The organism is Clostridium sp. DMHC 10 (assembly GCF_001270375.1).
GTDB lineage: Bacteria > Bacillota > Clostridia > Clostridiales > Clostridiaceae > Clostridium_S > Clostridium_S guangxiense.
Genome location: NZ_LGVB01000015.1, coordinates 145,943 through 162,315, shown reverse-complemented (window position 1 = coordinate 162,315; position 16,373 = coordinate 145,943). Strand labels below are relative to the sequence as shown.

At 30.2% G+C, this 16,373-nt stretch carries 15 protein-coding genes and 3 pseudogenes; all 18 read left to right on the top strand.

What is annotated here, in order from left to right:
- Positions 1-18 precede the first annotated feature (18 nt).
- A pseudogene (locus AGR56_RS02720) lies at positions 19-761 on the top strand (YebC/PmpR family DNA-binding transcriptional regulator).
- Between the two features lie 158 nt (positions 762-919).
- Positions 920-1,147 (top strand): DMT family transporter, encoded by a 228-nt coding sequence (locus tag AGR56_RS21175; protein ID WP_242851270.1) that lies wholly within the window; start codon positions 920-922, stop codon positions 1,145-1,147.
- 11 nt (positions 1,148-1,158) lie between these two features.
- Positions 1,159-1,830 carry a DMT family transporter gene (locus AGR56_RS02715; RefSeq protein ID WP_242851269.1) on the top strand — a complete coding sequence of 224 codons (672 nt, stop codon included), beginning with the start codon at positions 1,159-1,161 and terminating at the stop codon, positions 1,828-1,830.
- 129 nt (positions 1,831-1,959) lie between these two features.
- Positions 1,960-3,108: an acyl-protein synthetase gene (locus tag AGR56_RS02710; protein ID WP_053241041.1), complete on the top strand. Its 1,149-nt coding sequence runs from the start codon at positions 1,960-1,962 to the stop codon at positions 3,106-3,108.
- A gap of 2 nt (positions 3,109-3,110) precedes the next feature.
- Positions 3,111-4,463 carry an acyl-CoA reductase gene (locus tag AGR56_RS02705; RefSeq protein WP_053241040.1) on the top strand — a complete coding sequence of 451 codons (1,353 nt, stop codon included), beginning with the start codon at positions 3,111-3,113 and terminating at the stop codon, positions 4,461-4,463.
- Between the two features lie 349 nt (positions 4,464-4,812).
- A complete protein-coding gene (locus AGR56_RS02700) occupies positions 4,813-5,364 on the top strand; it encodes a hypothetical protein (protein ID WP_242851268.1) in 552 nt (183 codons plus the stop codon).
- Positions 5,365-5,452: 88 nt separating this feature from the next.
- Complete coding sequence (gene ruvA, locus AGR56_RS02695; RefSeq protein WP_053241039.1) at positions 5,453-6,064, top strand: Holliday junction branch migration protein RuvA; 612 nt, start codon at positions 5,453-5,455, stop codon at positions 6,062-6,064.
- 12 nt (positions 6,065-6,076) lie between these two features.
- On the top strand, positions 6,077-7,117 hold the full coding sequence (gene ruvB / locus AGR56_RS02690; protein ID WP_053241038.1) for a Holliday junction branch migration DNA helicase RuvB: 1,041 nt from the start codon (positions 6,077-6,079) through the stop codon (positions 7,115-7,117).
- Between the two features lie 129 nt (positions 7,118-7,246).
- A pseudogene (gene queA, locus AGR56_RS02685) lies at positions 7,247-8,273 on the top strand (tRNA preQ1(34) S-adenosylmethionine ribosyltransferase-isomerase QueA).
- Between the two features lie 19 nt (positions 8,274-8,292).
- Complete coding sequence (gene tgt / locus AGR56_RS02680; protein ID WP_053241037.1) at positions 8,293-9,423, top strand: tRNA guanosine(34) transglycosylase Tgt; 1,131 nt, start codon at positions 8,293-8,295, stop codon at positions 9,421-9,423.
- A gap of 206 nt (positions 9,424-9,629) precedes the next feature.
- Positions 9,630-9,914 (top strand): preprotein translocase subunit YajC, encoded by a 285-nt coding sequence (gene yajC, locus AGR56_RS02675; protein WP_053241036.1) that lies wholly within the window; start codon positions 9,630-9,632, stop codon positions 9,912-9,914.
- 138 nt (positions 9,915-10,052) lie between these two features.
- The gene (locus AGR56_RS02670; protein ID WP_053241035.1) at positions 10,053-10,421 is read left to right on the top strand and encodes a TIGR04086 family membrane protein; all 369 of its coding nucleotides are present in this window, start codon (positions 10,053-10,055) and stop codon (positions 10,419-10,421) included.
- Positions 10,422-10,511: 90 nt separating this feature from the next.
- Positions 10,512-10,652: a six-cysteine ranthipeptide SCIFF gene (gene scfA, locus AGR56_RS02665; RefSeq protein ID WP_053241034.1), complete on the top strand. Its 141-nt coding sequence runs from the start codon at positions 10,512-10,514 to the stop codon at positions 10,650-10,652.
- A 333-nt stretch (positions 10,653-10,985) separates the two neighbouring features.
- Entirely contained in the window at positions 10,986-12,359 is a 1,374-nt protein-coding gene (gene scfB, locus AGR56_RS02660; RefSeq protein ID WP_053241033.1) for a thioether cross-link-forming SCIFF peptide maturase, read from the top strand.
- A 129-nt stretch (positions 12,360-12,488) separates the two neighbouring features.
- A pseudogene (gene secD / locus AGR56_RS02655) lies at positions 12,489-13,740 on the top strand (protein translocase subunit SecD).
- Entirely contained in the window at positions 13,733-14,638 is a 906-nt protein-coding gene (gene secF / locus AGR56_RS02650) for a protein translocase subunit SecF (RefSeq protein ID WP_053241032.1), read from the top strand. Before secD ends, secF begins: the two are co-directional and overlap by 8 nt.
- 173 nt (positions 14,639-14,811) lie before the next feature.
- Positions 14,812-15,690: a DHH family phosphoesterase gene (locus tag AGR56_RS02645; RefSeq protein WP_053241031.1), complete on the top strand. Its 879-nt coding sequence runs from the start codon at positions 14,812-14,814 to the stop codon at positions 15,688-15,690.
- Between the two features lie 102 nt (positions 15,691-15,792).
- Entirely contained in the window at positions 15,793-16,311 is a 519-nt protein-coding gene (locus AGR56_RS02640) for an adenine phosphoribosyltransferase (RefSeq protein ID WP_053241030.1), read from the top strand.
- Positions 16,312-16,373 lie beyond the last annotated feature (62 nt).

The following is a 16,373-nucleotide window of genomic DNA, read 5'->3' as shown; positions in this document are numbered from 1 at the left end:
CGTTAGGAGGAAAAAAGTATGTCAGGACATTCAAAAGTGGCATAATATTCAAGCTAAAAAAAGGTAAGATCGATGCTAAAAGAGGAAAAATATTTACAAAATTAGGTAAGGAAATAGCTGTTGCCGTTAAAACAGGTGGAGCTAATCCTGACGGAAATTCAAAATTAAGAGATTGTATAGCTAAGGCTAAAGCAGCTAATATGCCTATGGATACAATAACAAAAGCAATAAAAAAAGGTTCAGGTGACATGGAAGGTGTAACTTATGAGGAAATAATGTATGAGGGATATGGACCAGCTGGAGTTGCTATACTTGTTAATGTTTTAACTGATAATAAAAATAGAAGTGCAAGTGATGTAAGGTGTTTATTCGATAGAATGGTGGAAACTTAGGAGCTAATGGCTGTGTTTCATGGATGTTTCAAAGAAAAGGTCAGATAGTAATGCAGAGGCAGGACGGTATGGACGAAGATGAGCTCATGATGAAAGTGTTAGAATTTGGAGCTGAAGATTTTGCAGCTGAAGAGGAAGTTTTTGTAATTACTACTTCTCAAGAAGATTTTTCAAGTGTAAGAGAAGCACTTGAAAAAGAAAATTTTGAGTTTGAATCTGCAGAAATAACTATGATACCTGATAACACAGTAAACTTATCAATGGAAGATGCAGAAAGAGTTCAAAAAATTAGTTGATAAACTTGAAGATAATGATGATGTTCAGGATGTTTGGCATAATGCTGAATTCCCTGATGATTTTGAAGAATAGTTTTTATAAAATAAAATTCTATTAAATGCTTTCATAAAATATATTCATACATATATTTTCTGAAAGTGTTTTTTTATTTACGAATGACGTTGTTTTAAATAAGTGTAAAAATAGCGCTTGTATAAAATAAAATCTTATAAATAAATGGGGGGATAAAAATGATAAAAAAATATAAATACCATATGTTTCTTATACTTGCTGCTTTGATATGGGGGTTTGCGTTTGCTTTTCAAAGAGTTGGCATGAAATATATAGAACCATTTGCTTATAATGGTATAAGATTTGGACTTGGAGCAATTTCATTATTGCCTATGATAATTTTTCAAGGCAAAAGCACTAATAAAGAAAAAGTTGCTAGTAGAAGCACTTACTTATTTATGGAATAATTGCGGGAATTTTGATTTTTGCTGGTTCATCTTTTCAGCAAGTAGGTTTAATACATACAGAAGCAGGAAAAGCTGGTTTTATTACAGATTTATATATAGTAATTGTTCCTATAATAGGAATAGCAATATCAAAAAGTAAAATAAAAATTAATTCTATAATAGGAGCTTTAGTTGCAGCTGTTGGTTTATATTTTTTGTGCGTAAATAAGAAATTCTCTGTATCTCAAAGCGACTTTTTTGGTATTTGCAAGTGCTTTTTTCTTTGCACTTCATATTTTGTTTATAGATTATGTATCCAAAAAGTAGATTCATTAAAACTTGCATTTCTTCAGTATTTTACTTGCTCATTTGTAAGTATAATAATTTCTTTTATTACGGAGAGAGTAAATGCTCAAAATATATTGAGCTCTTCAGTTCCAATTATATATGGCGGAGTTTTCTCTGTTGGCATAGCGTATACTTTACAAATTATAGGTCAAAAAGGTGTGGAACCAACTAGTGCATCAATTATACTTAGTCTTGAGTCTGTGTTTGCTGCTGTAGGTGGATTTCTAATTTTAGATGAAAGACTTGAGGATAAAGCTGCAGTAGGGTGCATATTAATGTTTTTAGGAATTATTATATCTCAAATAAAAATTAATTATACTGACGAGTCTAAAATTACAATAAATGATAATAAATGAAGTATATGTTAAATAATATGCTATAAGGTCAATTTAGTATGTAATTATAGAATTTTACATTTTAAAATATCAGTTGTAATATTTAGGTGATGTAATAAATTGTATAATTTAGATATGGAGGATTGTCTTATGGCTAATTTAGATTTTTTATGTGATTTTAAAGAAAACATTGTTGACCAGTACGAGAAATGTAAAGCGTATAAAGTAATATGCGAAAGTCAAAATTATAATCCTAAAGTAGATATTTCAGATGAGAGCAGTATAGAAAAAGTTCCATTTTTAGTTACGACTGTTTTTAAAAAATCTGCCAATATGTTTTATGATCTTTTAAGAATATCTCCTGATAAACTTGATAAATGGACAGTTTCAAGCAGCACTAGTGGAGATCCAAGTATAGTTGGTAGAAGGAATGAGGACATCAACAAGTTAAAGGAAGTATTTGCACTTGATAATGAAATACTTGATCCATATTGTGATTATAACTGTGTCTTTTATCCTACACCATATGATATGAAACACTATAAAAGTATAAGAATAATGGACAAGCCAACTGAATCCTATATAGGAAACATACTTGGTATACTTATGGATATGTTTGATTTCAAATACAAGCCAGTATTTTTACTTAAACCTTATGAGGAAGAGTTTAAAATTGATGTTGATGCTTTTGAAAATTTTATAAAAACACATGATGGCAAAAATGACCACCTCGCATTAAGGGGATCTACAATACTTATTTACAATGCAGTCCAATATCTTAAAAAATACATGAAGCCGGTAAAACTCGGAGCGAAAGCTTTAGTGCACACAGGAGGTGGTGGATGGGATGGAAAAAAAGGAAGTATATCTACCGGAAGTAAAATAGAAAGGTGGAGATTTGTAGAGGAAGTTTCAGAATTTTTAGGTATTCCACAGGAAAATTTTGTTGATACGTATTCCTTTACTGAAAATAGTTTCCCAATAACAGGTCATTATTCTCCTAAATTTAAAAGTTACCTTTTCCATATTCCTAAATGGGGAAGAGTTATTATAAGGGATGTAAAAACTTTAAAGCCACTTCATAATGTTCATGACAAGGGTCTATTACAAATGCTAAATGCTTACGGTACATCATCCTTTGCTGGTGCTTCTGTACTTGTAGATGATCTTGCAGAAATAGTTTCAAATGACAGATGCCCAGAATGCGGAAGAGAAGGGATGGTCATTAAAATACTTGGAAGAGTTAAAGGCTCTGAGGCAAAAGGCTGTGGTGCAACTCTTAATGTAGGGGGGGAATAAAAGTGAAAATTAATTATGAATGTGGTAGTGAAGTAGTAAGTAAAAATTTTAATGGCTTAAAATTAGAGTTAAATATGTCAAAGAAACAGGATGTTTTAAAAGAAATAGAAAGGCTTAATAAAAATAGGACAATGATTCATGAAACCGATACTGAGTCCACAATTGATTTACTTGATAAATGTGCGAAAAAGTGGCTTGATAGGGAATATTCAAGGAGAAGTGCAGAAATATTATCTAAAATAACTAATCAGAGTGTTCAACTTATAGAATATGAAATGCAAAACAACATGAGGATGCTGCTTAAAGAAAACATAGAAAAAACTATTGAAGAGGAATTAGGCGATTTAAACATAATGGATAAATGGATAAAAACCAGTTATGGGTATGCACATAGGCAGCCAAGAGGATTGATTTTTCACAATATATCTGGTAATGCATTTGTAGTTGTTATTATGAGCATTGCAATGGGTTTATTATCTAAAAGTGTAAACTTAGTTAAGGTATCAGGAGACGAACCTTATTTTTCATATGCATTTTATAAAAGTTTATGTGAAATTGATTCAACTGTAAAAGATAGACTTTCAATTGTTTATTTCGATAGTAAAGAAGAAAATATATACGAAAATATAGTAAGTAAAAGCGATTGTGTCATACATTGGGGTGGAGAAAGATCAAGTGAAATAATGGCAAATTTATGCTCGAAATATAATAAACACATAATAATGCATGGCGCTAAAATTAGTTTTGAGGTCATTGATAGAGCAGAGGATATATTAAAATGCACTAACGCTATTGCTAAAGATATTGTATGTTGGGAGCAAAAGGCGTGCTTATCTCCTAGAATAGTATTTGTAAATGAAAATATAAACTTAGAGGAATTTTCACAGAAGCTTTCAGATAATTTAAGAGAAATGACAAACACTGTGCCAAAGCTATACTTAAATGCTTGGAATTCTATTAAGACAATTCAAGATAGACAATACTGTATGATTAAACATAGCTTAAGGGAAGATAATGCAAAATTATATTCATCCTACAATGCTGATTACACTGTAATATTGACTAAGGATATGCCCGATAAAGAAGATATAAATAGATGCTTTTATAGATTTGTTTTTGTATGTCCATACTCGAATGATAATGAAGTGTATAAATATGTAAAAGAAAACATTGCAGATTATCTTCAAACTATGGGGTATAGTGGAGATAATCAAGAATTTATTGAAAAAATGACTTTGCTTGGTGTTAGTGCAGTTACTAGACCTGGATATATGACATTGCACTATCCTGGAACATCTCATGATGGTATTCATAATCTTTATGATATGACCTTACTAGTAAGTAGGCAAGTTTAATTATGGATGAGCAACTTGGAATTTTAAAATTATAAATTCCAAGTTGTACATCTATAGAAAAAGTGTGAACTTTATTTTACATAAAATATATTGTGTTGCAATTTTATATATAGTTGATATATAATATACACCAGAGTGCAATGTTTCACTATATAGATAAAGCTATTTAGAATGTTATTTATAAAAATATATTGATGATGAATAAAAATAAAAAAATGTCAATACTATCCAATAAAGAGGAGGGATAGTATGACATTACGTAAAAAATTGCAATTGTATGTATAATTTTATTTGTTGTTTTTTCTACTTTTTTTTTTGTGTCGGATATAGAAATAATATAGCTCAAAAGTTGTCATATGGAAAAGGTAAAATAGGAAATATTATAAGTGAAATAACAGGTAAAAAGCAAGTTAAAAAGTCAAAGTATGTTTCAACTGGAAATAGTAATAAAGGCGTTGGTGATTCATTTGTAATATTAAAGGAAGAGTTTAATGTTACATTTAATCCTAATGATGAAACAAAAAATAGTGTCTTAAAATTTAGTGAAGAGACGAATGCTAAGCATGAAAACAAACAAAATATGTCCAGAGAAGAACTTGCTGATAGTTATGAAAAACAGGGATATACTGTAATATGGGACAATGATAGGAAAGTTGAAGTTATAAAAAATAATTATATAAATAATCCTGAAGTTGATGGGGTTTTTGTATTGATGCCAAGTAAAAATGATAATCTTATACATGTATATAAGGTAGATAGTGGTGGCAAACTTCAGGATACTAATGTTGTTGCATATAAAAAGGTAAGTGATTTAAAAGCAGAAACTATTTTGCAGCTTAAAAAAGGCTTATTGGTTTTTGGATCTAAAAATGATGCTAAAAAACTTGCAGGCTATGATTAGTCTGTAGGTTTTCTTTTGCTATTGCATTACATAAGCATGAATTTTCGCAGGATTGTTTTTTAGTTCATGTAAAAAGGATGTGTTGAACGTGTACGAATATATAAAAGGAAAATTTGTAGGTATAAATAAAGATTACATAATTGTAGAAAATAACGGAATAGGGTATAAAATATTTACGTCGGGCAATACTATGGCTAATATGCCAAAAATTGGTGAGGATACACTTATTTATCTTATGCAAATAGTGAGGGAAGATTTTATAGGTCTTTATGGATTTGTGACGGAGTCAGAGCTTGAAATGTTTAATAAACTTATAACTATAAATGGAGTTGGAGCAAAAGCATCATTATCGCTTTTATCAATATGTAGTGTTGATAAGCTTAAATATTCAATTATAATGAAGGATGAAAAGATGCTTGTTAAAGCTCCCGGTATAGGCAAGAAGATGGCACAAAGAATAATTCTTGAGTTGAAAGATAAAATAAGTTCACAGGAAATGGATATAGAGAACTTGGATAAAGATAATGAAAATTACAATAGCGAAGAATTTGATAAGAATAAGAAAATTTCGGATGCCAAACTTGCACTTATTTCACTGGGATATTCTGAAAAAGAGGCGGATAAAGCTGTTAATATGGTGGACAAGAATGAAAGTATAGAAAATATTATTAAAGGCTGTTTGAAATTTCTAATGAATTGATGGTGATTAATTATGGAAGATAGAATTCTGACAGCATTAAATTTGGGTGAAGATTCTTCTGAACATAGTTTAAGACCTCAAAATTTAGAAGAATACATAGGTCAGGATAAAGTAAAAGAAAAAATGAATATATTTGTCACAGCTGCAAGAAAAAGAAAAGAGGCATTAGACCATGTTTTGTTGTATGGTCCACCTGGTCTTGGAAAGACAACCTTAGCTAATATAATAGCCAGAGAAATGGGAGGAAATCTTAAAATTACGTCAGGACCTGCTATTGAAAGAGCTGGAGATTTAGCGGCAATACTTACAGGTCTTTCTGAATTTGATGTGCTTTTTATAGATGAAATACATAGGCTTAATAGAAGTGTTGAGGAAATACTTTATCCAGCAATGGAGGATTATGCTCTTGATATAATACTAGGAAAAGGTGCTGCTGCTAAATCAATAAGATTAGACTTGCCTAAATTTACATTAATAGGAGCTACTACTAGGGTTGGACTTTTAACATCTCCTTTAAGAGACAGGTTTGGAGTATTATGTCCTATGGAGTTCTATACCAGTGAAGAACTTAAGGAGATTATAATGAGATCTTCTTCAATTTTAAATATTGAAATTAAGGAAGAAGCTGCTTATGAGATATCAAGACGTTCAAGAGGAACGCCTAGAATAGCAAATAGGCTTTTAAAAAGAGTAAGGGATTACTCTGAGGTTAAAGGTAAAGGTATTATAGATTTGGAATCTTCAAAAAAGGCTCTTGAACTTTTAGAGGTTGATAAAGAAGGCTTTGATAGTATTGATAATAAGATAATTGAAGCAGTAGTAGATAATTTTAATGGAGGACCTGTTGGCATAGAAACCCTAGCTTATTTTATAGGTGAAGAACTGGATACAATTGAAGATGTATATGAACCATATCTTTTGCAGAAGGGGTTTATTGTTAGAACTCCTAGAGGAAGGGTTGCAACTGAAAAGGCATATAAACATTTAAATAAACCTTATATAAAGAATATTGATGGAAGACAATGTTCAGTATTTGATAAAGAAAAAAATTAATATTAATAAACCACTTCAACTATCAAAATTTAAGTACCTAAAATGCCTTAATGCGTGGCATCTTGGTACAATTAAATTTTAAGTTTCAGGGGGTTTATCTTTACATATGAATGAAAGGAAGTTTGAACTTTGGAATTAAAGGATTTTGATTATTATTTACCAAAGGAGTTAATTGCCCAGCATCCATCAAGTGTAAGAGATGAATGTAGGCTTATGGTACTTGATAAAAAAACAGGAGAGATTGAACATAAAATTTTTAAGGATATAATAGACTATTTGAATCCAGGAGATTGCATGGTATTAAATGATACTAGGGTTATGCCAGCAAGATTAATAGGCTCTAAAAAGGAAACAGGTGGGAGAATCGAATTTTTTGCTTCTTAAAAGGCTTGAAGGAGATAATTGGGAAACACTTGTTAAACCTGGTAGAAGAGCAAAGGTAGGAACGGTTTTCACATTTGGAGATGGAAGTTTAGAAGCTGAGGTAAAAAAAATAAGTGATGATGGAAATAGAGTTATAGAATTTCATTATGAAGGAATTTTTGAGGAAATTCTTGATAGACTTGGTGAAATGCCACTTCCACCATATATAACTGAAAAATTAGAGGATAAAGAACAGTATCAAACAGTTTATTCTAAAAATGAAGGCTCAGCGGCTGCACCTACTGCAGGACTGCATTTTACAGAGGAATTATTAAATAAAATACAAGATAAAGGAATAAAAATTGTATTTTTAACTCTTCATGTTGGTCTAGGTACATTTAGACCTGTAAAAGTTGATAGGATTGAAGAACACCATATGCATTCAGAATATTATATTTTATCAAAGGAAAGTGCAGACATTATAAATGCAACTAAGAAAAATGGTGGAAGAGTAATTTCAGTTGGCACAACATCAACAAGAACTTTGGAAACAATAGCAAGTGAAGATGGAAGAGTTAGAGAACAATCTGGTTGGACAGATATTTATATTTATCCAGGATATAAATATAAGATTGTCGATGCCCTTATAACTAATTTTCATTTACCTGAATCTACTTTAATAATGCTTGTAAGTGCACTTAGTACAAGAGAAATAATACTTAATGCTTATGAAAAAGCTGTTAAAGAAAGATATAGATTTTTTAGTTTTGGGGATGCTATGTTTATAAAATAGCTTGAGGAGGAAGAAAAAGTTGTATAAACTTTTGAAAAAAACAGGAAAAGTAAGAAGAGGAGAATTTATAACGCCTCATGGAGTTATAGAAACACCTGTTTTTATGAATGTAGGAACTTTAGCTGCCATTAAGGGAGCTGTATCATCAGAAGATTTGGAAAAAATAGGATGTCAGGTAGAACTTTCTAATACATATCATTTGAGTTTAAGACCTGGAGATGAAATTGTAAAAAAACTTGGTGGACTTCACAAGTTTATGGATTGGAATAAGCCTATTCTCACAGATTCTGGTGGTTTTCAAGTATTTTCACTTGCGAATATAAGAAAAATTAAGGAAGAAGGAGTTTACTTTAATTCTCATATAGATGGAAGAAAGATTTTTATGGGACCTGAAGAAAGTATGAGAATTCAAAGTAATCTTGGATCCACGATTGCCATGGCATTTGATGAGTGTATAAAAAATCCTTCACCTAAAGATTATGTTATAAAATCTGTTGAGAGAACAACAAGGTGGCTTGTTAGATGTAAAAATGAAATGGATAGACTTAATTCACTTGAAGATACTATAAATAAAAAACAGATGTTATTTGGAATAAATCAAGGTGGAGTTTATGATGACATAAGAATAGAGCATGCGAAGGAAATAGCTAAAATGAATCTTGATGGCTATGCTATAGGTGGTCTTGCGGTTGGAGAAACTCATGAAGAGATGTATAGAATAATAGATTCCGTTGTTCCATACCTTCCACAGGATAAGCCTATATACCTTATGGGGGTTGGTCTTCCAAGTAATATACTTGAGGCAGTGTCAAGAGGGGTAGACTTTTTTGATTGTGTTTTACCAGCTAGAAATGGAAGGCATGCACATGTATTTACTAAGTATGGAAAGATAAATTTAAATAATGCTAAGTATGAGCTTGATGATTCACCTATAGATGAAGGTTGTGATTGTCCAACATGCAGAAGATACACAAGGGCATATATAAGACATTTGTTTAAGGCAAAAGAAATGCTTGCAATGAGACTTTGTGTTTTACATAATCTCTATTTTTATAACAAACTTATGAAGGATATAAGAGATGCTATTGATGGAGATTATTTTGAGGAATTTAAAGAAGAAAAATTGAGACTTTGGAATGGCAGAGCTTAATAGGATTGCCGACTCAATTATTAAGTTATGTATGCATCATAATGTCTTAAATATGTTGTTTTTGAAGCATGTATAACTTAAATTTCGTTATGGTAACTCTTAAATATTAGCTTATGAAACTTTAATCTTTAATAAAATTCAATATGTTAGTCCTATTGAATTTTATTAAAGAGATAAATAATTATATAATAAAAAGGAGTGATATTATGTCAGCAACAGCAATGACAATTATCTATTTTGTAGTTATACTTGGAATTTTTTATTTAGCTTTGTGGGTTCCGGAATCTAGGAGAAAAAAGAAATTTAAGCAAATGATGGATTCACTTAGAATAAATGATGAAGTTGTTACACGTGGAGGAATATTAGGTAAGATTGTAAATATACAGGACAATTATTTAGTTATTCAAAGTGGTCCAGACAAAACTAGGTTAAAAGTTCAGAAAAGCGCAATAGGAAATGTATTAACTAAAAAAGCTGAGGAGACTAAATAGAATATAATCTTTAGTAATAAAAAATCTCTTGTCTACATAAATAATATTATAGATAAACCGTTTCAAATTTCAGAGTGGTTTATCTTTAGAAACATATAAAAATCTGTTTCTATTAATTGGACAGGGGGTGTTTTATTAGTGGACAATGTAAAAATATGTGTTTCAGCATCACTTGGAGTTTTAAGGGCATTTGTAATTACGCTTATTGTAATTCTAATATTTGCTTTTATATCAACTAAGATTCATTTCTCAGATGGCATAACAAATATGGTAATTATGGTTTCTACACTTATAAGTATAATGTATGGTGCTATTTATGCTTCTAAGAAATCTGGTGAAAAAGGATGGCTTAATGGACTTTTGGTAGGCATTCTTTATATTGTTATTTTTTATATTGTATCCATAATATGTGGTTCAAGTAGTAAACTTGAAGTTAGAGATTTTATAAGGGTTATTTTAGCAGTTTTAGTTGGTACTCTTTCTGGAATGCTTGGTATTAATATTTAACATTTATTTAAGATTAATTAGCAATACTTTATTTAAAGTGCAAATTATGTTATAATCATACGGAAAACTTTATGAATGGAGGAATTATAAATGAAACATATAAAAAGTATTAATAAATCTAACATAAGGGAAAGTTTAAAAAAACCTGGATGCAGAGAGTGTGCAAATTCATGTCAATCAGCATGTAAAACTTCATGTACTGTTGCAAATTTAGCTTGTGAAAGTAAATAATTTTTATTTAAGATGAGGACAAACTACTTAGAACATTAAGTTCGATTAACTTATGATATCTTAATATGTGATGTTTTGAGGTGATCAATTTTTAAGTTTTAGGTGTTTTAACTAAAGATAAACCACCTTGAAACTTGAAATTTATTTGTAACAAAATGCCGTCTTCTGGGCATTTTGGTGCACATAAATTTCAATAGTTGAAGCGGTTTATCTATACTTAAAATTTATTATATATTTTCATAATGTAAAAGGTTGTAAGGATTGAAAGGGCTTTTAGTCCTTTCAATTTTCATTTGTTACAGATAAAATAAAAGTTATTAGGAGGAAAATAAATTGGCATTAATACATAAATTTATTCAAGATAATGACATGTACGTAATAGATGTTAATTCTGGTTCTATTCATTTAGTTGACAGTTTAGTTTATGATATGCTTGATGAAGACGGATTTAAAACAAAAAATGAATTAATAAATAGATTAAAGGATAAGTATGATGAAAACCAAATTTCAGAAGCTTATGATGAAATACAGGAACTTATAAAAGATGAAAATCTTTATTCTAAGGATTTATATGATAATATAGCAGGTAAAATATCACAGGGTCCATCATTTATAAAAGCATTATGTTTAAATATAGCACATGATTGTAATTTGAGATGTAAGTATTGTTTTGCAGATGAAGGAGAATACAAAGGCTGTAGAGAAATAATGTCTGCTGAAGTAGGAAAAAAAGCTATAGATTTTGTAATTAAACATAGCGGACCAAGAAAGAATATAGAAGTGGATTTGTTTGGTGGAGAACCACTTATGGCATTTGATGTTGTTAAAGAAATAGTAGAATACGCTAAAGTAAGAGAAAGAGAAGAAAATAAGAACATAAGATTTACAATGACTACTAATGCAACTCTTTTGACAGATGAAATAATGGATTATCTTGATAAAAATATGGGAAACATTGTGTTGAGTATAGATGGAAGGAAAGAAGTAAACGATAAAGTAAGAGTAAGAGTTGACGGAAGTGGATGTTATGATTCTATTCTTCCTAAAATTAAAAAGATGGTTAATATGAGAGATAAGTCAAAACAATACTATGCAAGAGGAACATTTACTAGGAATAACACTGATTTCTTTGAGGATATAAAACATCTTGCAGAAGAGGGATTTGATGAAATATCCGTAGAGCCTGTAGTTTTACCTGAGCAACATCCATTATCTTTAAGAGAGGAAGACCTTCCACAAATTTTTGAACAATATGATAAGCTATATAACGAAATGCTCAAAAATCATAAGGAAGGAAAAGAGTTTAAGTTTTATCATTTTAACATAAATATAAATGGAGGACCTTGCGTTTATAAAAGAATTTCTGGATGCGGTGCTGGTCATGAATATGTGGCAATAACACCATCTGGAGATATTTATCCATGCCATCAATTTGTAGGTAATAAGGAATTTATAATGGGAACAGTATTTGAAGATAATTTAGATACAAAGATTTCAAATGAGTTTAAAGAGGCTAATATATACAAAAAGCCTAAGTGTATGGAATGTTGGGCTAGATTTTACTGCAGCGGAGGGTGTCAGGCTAATAACTATAACTTTAATAAGGACATGCATATACCTTATGAATTAGGATGTAAAATGCAGAAAAAAAGAATAGAATGTGCAATTGCATTAAAATCTAAAATTATGGAAGAACAGAATATATAATGTATTGACTGCATTTAACATAAGAAGTATAATTAAAAAGTATGTAAATAGTTGTAAAATACTAGTTTAGATTAATAATTGAAGAACTTATGTCACATAATTATATTTACCTAATGAAGGGGGATAAACATGAAGAAGAAAAGTGCGATATTGCTTATACTTAGTGTATTAGTAATAGGAATTTTAGCTTATGTTGGAGCTTTCGGTCTTAATGTTGGTGATTACAGAGTAAAATCTTTTAATCAAATGTTAAATAAAGGTCTTGATTTACAGGGCGGGGTTTCTGTTGTAGAGGAAATTCAAGGGAAAGCTGATAACACGGCAATAGAAAAAACTATAGAGCTTATAAATCTTAGAATTAATAAGCTTGGAGTTAGTGAAACTTCAGTTACAAAAGAGGGAAATAATAAAATAAGAATAGATGTTCCAGGAAAGTTTGACAAAGATGAGGTTATAAATCTTATAGGAAAAACTGGAAAATTAACTTTTAAAGATCCAAATAGTAAAGTTATACTTACAGGTGATGATGTAAAGGATGCTAGTGCATATATAAGCCAGGATACTCAAAAGCCTACTATAAGCTTGGAACTTAAACCTTCAGGAACAAAAAAAGTTTGCGGCAGCCACTCAAAAGTATTTAGGACAAAAAATAACGATTTACATGGATGATCAGAAGCTTACAGATCCTACTGTAGATGCAGTAATAACAAATGGTCAGGCAATTATAGAAGGAAGTGCGAGTCTTGAAGAGGCAAAAAGCAGAGCTGATATAATAAAATCTGGTGCACTGCCAGTAAAGCTTAAGGTAGTGCAATCACAAACTGTAGGAGCATCTCTTGGAGCAGATGCACTCCCTAAAAGTATATTTGCAGGGGGAGTTGCTATAGCAGTGATATTTTTCTTCATGATTCTTGTATACAGAATGCCGGGTCTTATGGCAGATCTAGCTTTGGTTCTATTTACAGTGCTTGTGTTATTTGTATTTGTAACTATAAAGGCTACACTTACCCTTTCTGGTATTGCAGGACTTATTCTTACTATAGGTATGGCTGTAGATGCTAATGTACTTATATTTGAAAGATTTAAAGAAGAACTTAAGCTTGGTAAGTCTGTTCGGTCAGCTTTTGAAGCAGGATTCCATAGAGCGATGTCTTCAATAGTTGATTCAAATGTCACTACAATTATTGCAGGTGTTGTACTTTATGCTCTTGGAAGTGGTTCCGTAAAAGGTTTTGCACTTACACTTGTCATAGGTACTCTTATAAGTATGTTTACTGCAATTGTTGTGTCAAAACATTTAATAAGTTGGGCTATTAATGTTGGACTTATAAATAAGGCTTCACACTTTGGAGTAAATCTAAGGGGGGATAACAATGCTTAAAATTATTGAACGTACTAAAATTTGGTTCGCAATATCTTTATCCATAATAATATTAGGATTTGGTTTTATGGCATACAGAACTTCAACCACAGGCGCTCCCCTCAACTTTGGTATGGATTTTGCTGGAGGAAATGATATACAGATTAACATTGGCAAGGCTTTTAGCAAAGATGATGTACAAAAAATAGTAAATAAATATGTTAGTGATGGTACTGTAACTAAAATTGATGGAAACAAAGGTGTAGAAATTAAAAGTGGTCAGATGACAGATGCGCAGCAAACACAAGTGTTTAATGATGTGAAGAAAAAATATAATTTAAAAACAAAAGCACCAACTTCTACTGAAAGAATCAGCGGATCTGTAGGAAAAGAACTTGAAAAAAAGGCAATGTACGCTTTGATAGTTGCAAATATTTTTATGCTTTTATATATAGGATGGAGATTTGAATTTAAATTTGGTGCAGCTGCATTAATTTCACTTCTTCATGATGTGCTTATTACTCTTGCTTTTTATTCTGTTTTCAATAGGCCTGTTAATTCGCCATTTATAGCAGGTATGCTTACAATAATAGGTTATTCTATAAATGATACTATAGTTGTATTCGATAGAATAAGGGAAAATCAGAGAAAGAGTAGAAGAATGACTAATGCTGAACTTGCCAATACAAGTATTACTCAAACAATGACAAGATCAATATATACTGTTTTGACAGTAGTTATAGCAGTTACTTCGGTGCATATTTTTGTTCCTTCTATAAGAGAATTTACAGAACCATTGTTAGTTGGAATTATATCTGGATGTTATTCTTCTATATTTATAGCAAGTCCTTTATGGGTAATATTTAAGAATAGATCTGATAAGAAAAAAGCACTTAGAAAAGTGGCGGTTTCAAAATAAAAAAACAGCTTAAAGCTGTTTTTTTATTTGTATAAAACTGATTTGGCAAAAAATATGCTATTAATGGGCTTTTTTATTAATATAAAAGTTAAATAAGTTTTAAAAAAGTATTTGTAAAATGTTCCGAAATACATTATAATATATTTGTTTTCTACAAATTCGGAGGAATAAAAATGGAAAAAGCAGAAGAGATTTTACATTACTTTGAAGTGGATAAAATGTATAATCCATTTCTACTTAAAGGAATGGATCATACATTAAAAAGAATAGTTAGAGCCATTAATAATAGAGAAAAGATTGTTTTATATGGATATTATGATGTAGATAGTATAATAAGCATGTCTATAATTATGCTTGTATTAAAATATTTAAATGCTGATGTGGAATATTTTATACCAGATCACTTTAGTGAGAATTTTGAAATTAGTCCGCAATATATAAATAATAGTATAAAGTATCTTGGAGCTGATTTGCTTTTAGCCATAGGATGTGGAACAAATTCGGAAGATGGAATTTGTTTGTGCGAAAAGCTTGGCATTGATGTTATCATTGTTGATTATCATATGCAGCACAAAAAAATTAACAATGTGCTTATAGTTAATCCCAATCAAGACGGATGTAAATATCCATTTAAAGAGTTAGTTGGATGCGGAATTGTTTTTAAGCTATGTCAGGCAATTTCCACTTATTATGACATGAAGTGTATCAATAAGTACTTAGATTTAGTTGCTGTTGGAGTAATATCAAAGACGCAAAGGCCTTATAATGAAAATAAAATATTGATTGAAGAAGGTCTAAAAAGATTAGTAACTACTAATAATTATGGAATAAACGCATTAATAAAATTAAAGGGCATAAAAAAAATAGACTATGCAGCTATAAAAATTATTTCTACTTCTGTTGAACCAACTTTAAATGCTGTTGGAAGAATGGACAATGCTAAAATTGCTGTTGAACTATTTACCACCTCTGATAGTTATAGAGCACTTCAGATAGCAAAGTATTTAAATAATGAAGTTAATGGTAAACAGCGTATTGCTAATGTTTATTAATAAATTGTTTGCATATATATATATTGTAATTATGATATTATACATATTAAAATTAAATAGTGTTAAGGATATATTTATAAAAATGTCTAAGGGGGAAGTTTGATGGATTTAAAAAGTAAAATAAGAATTATAGAGGGTTTTCCTAAAGAAGGAATAAGTTTTAAGGATATTACAACTTTAATAGATGACAAAGAAGCATATAAATATACCATAGATTCGTTGGCAGAATATATTAAAGATAAAAATGTTGATGTAGTAGTTGGACCAGAAGCTAGAGGATTTATATTTGGAGCTCCACTAGCATATAAAATTGAAGCATCATTTGTTCCTGTAAGAAAAAAGGGAAAGCTTCCATGTGAAACAGTAGCAGTAGAATACGATCTTGAGTATGGAAAAGATTCTTTAGAGATACATAAGGATGCTATAAAACAAGGTCAGAAGGTTGTTATAGTGGATGATTTATTGGCCACAGGTGGAACAATTGAAGCAGTTGCAAAATTGATCGAAAAGTTAGGCGCAGAACTTGTAGGAATTGAGTTTGTTATAGAGCTTACAGATTTAAAGGGAAGAGATAAATTAAAAAATTACGATGTAATGTCATTAGTTAAATATAATGTTTAAATATATTGTATTAATAACTTTACAAGTAATAAATTAGAATGTATACTAATGTATATAATATT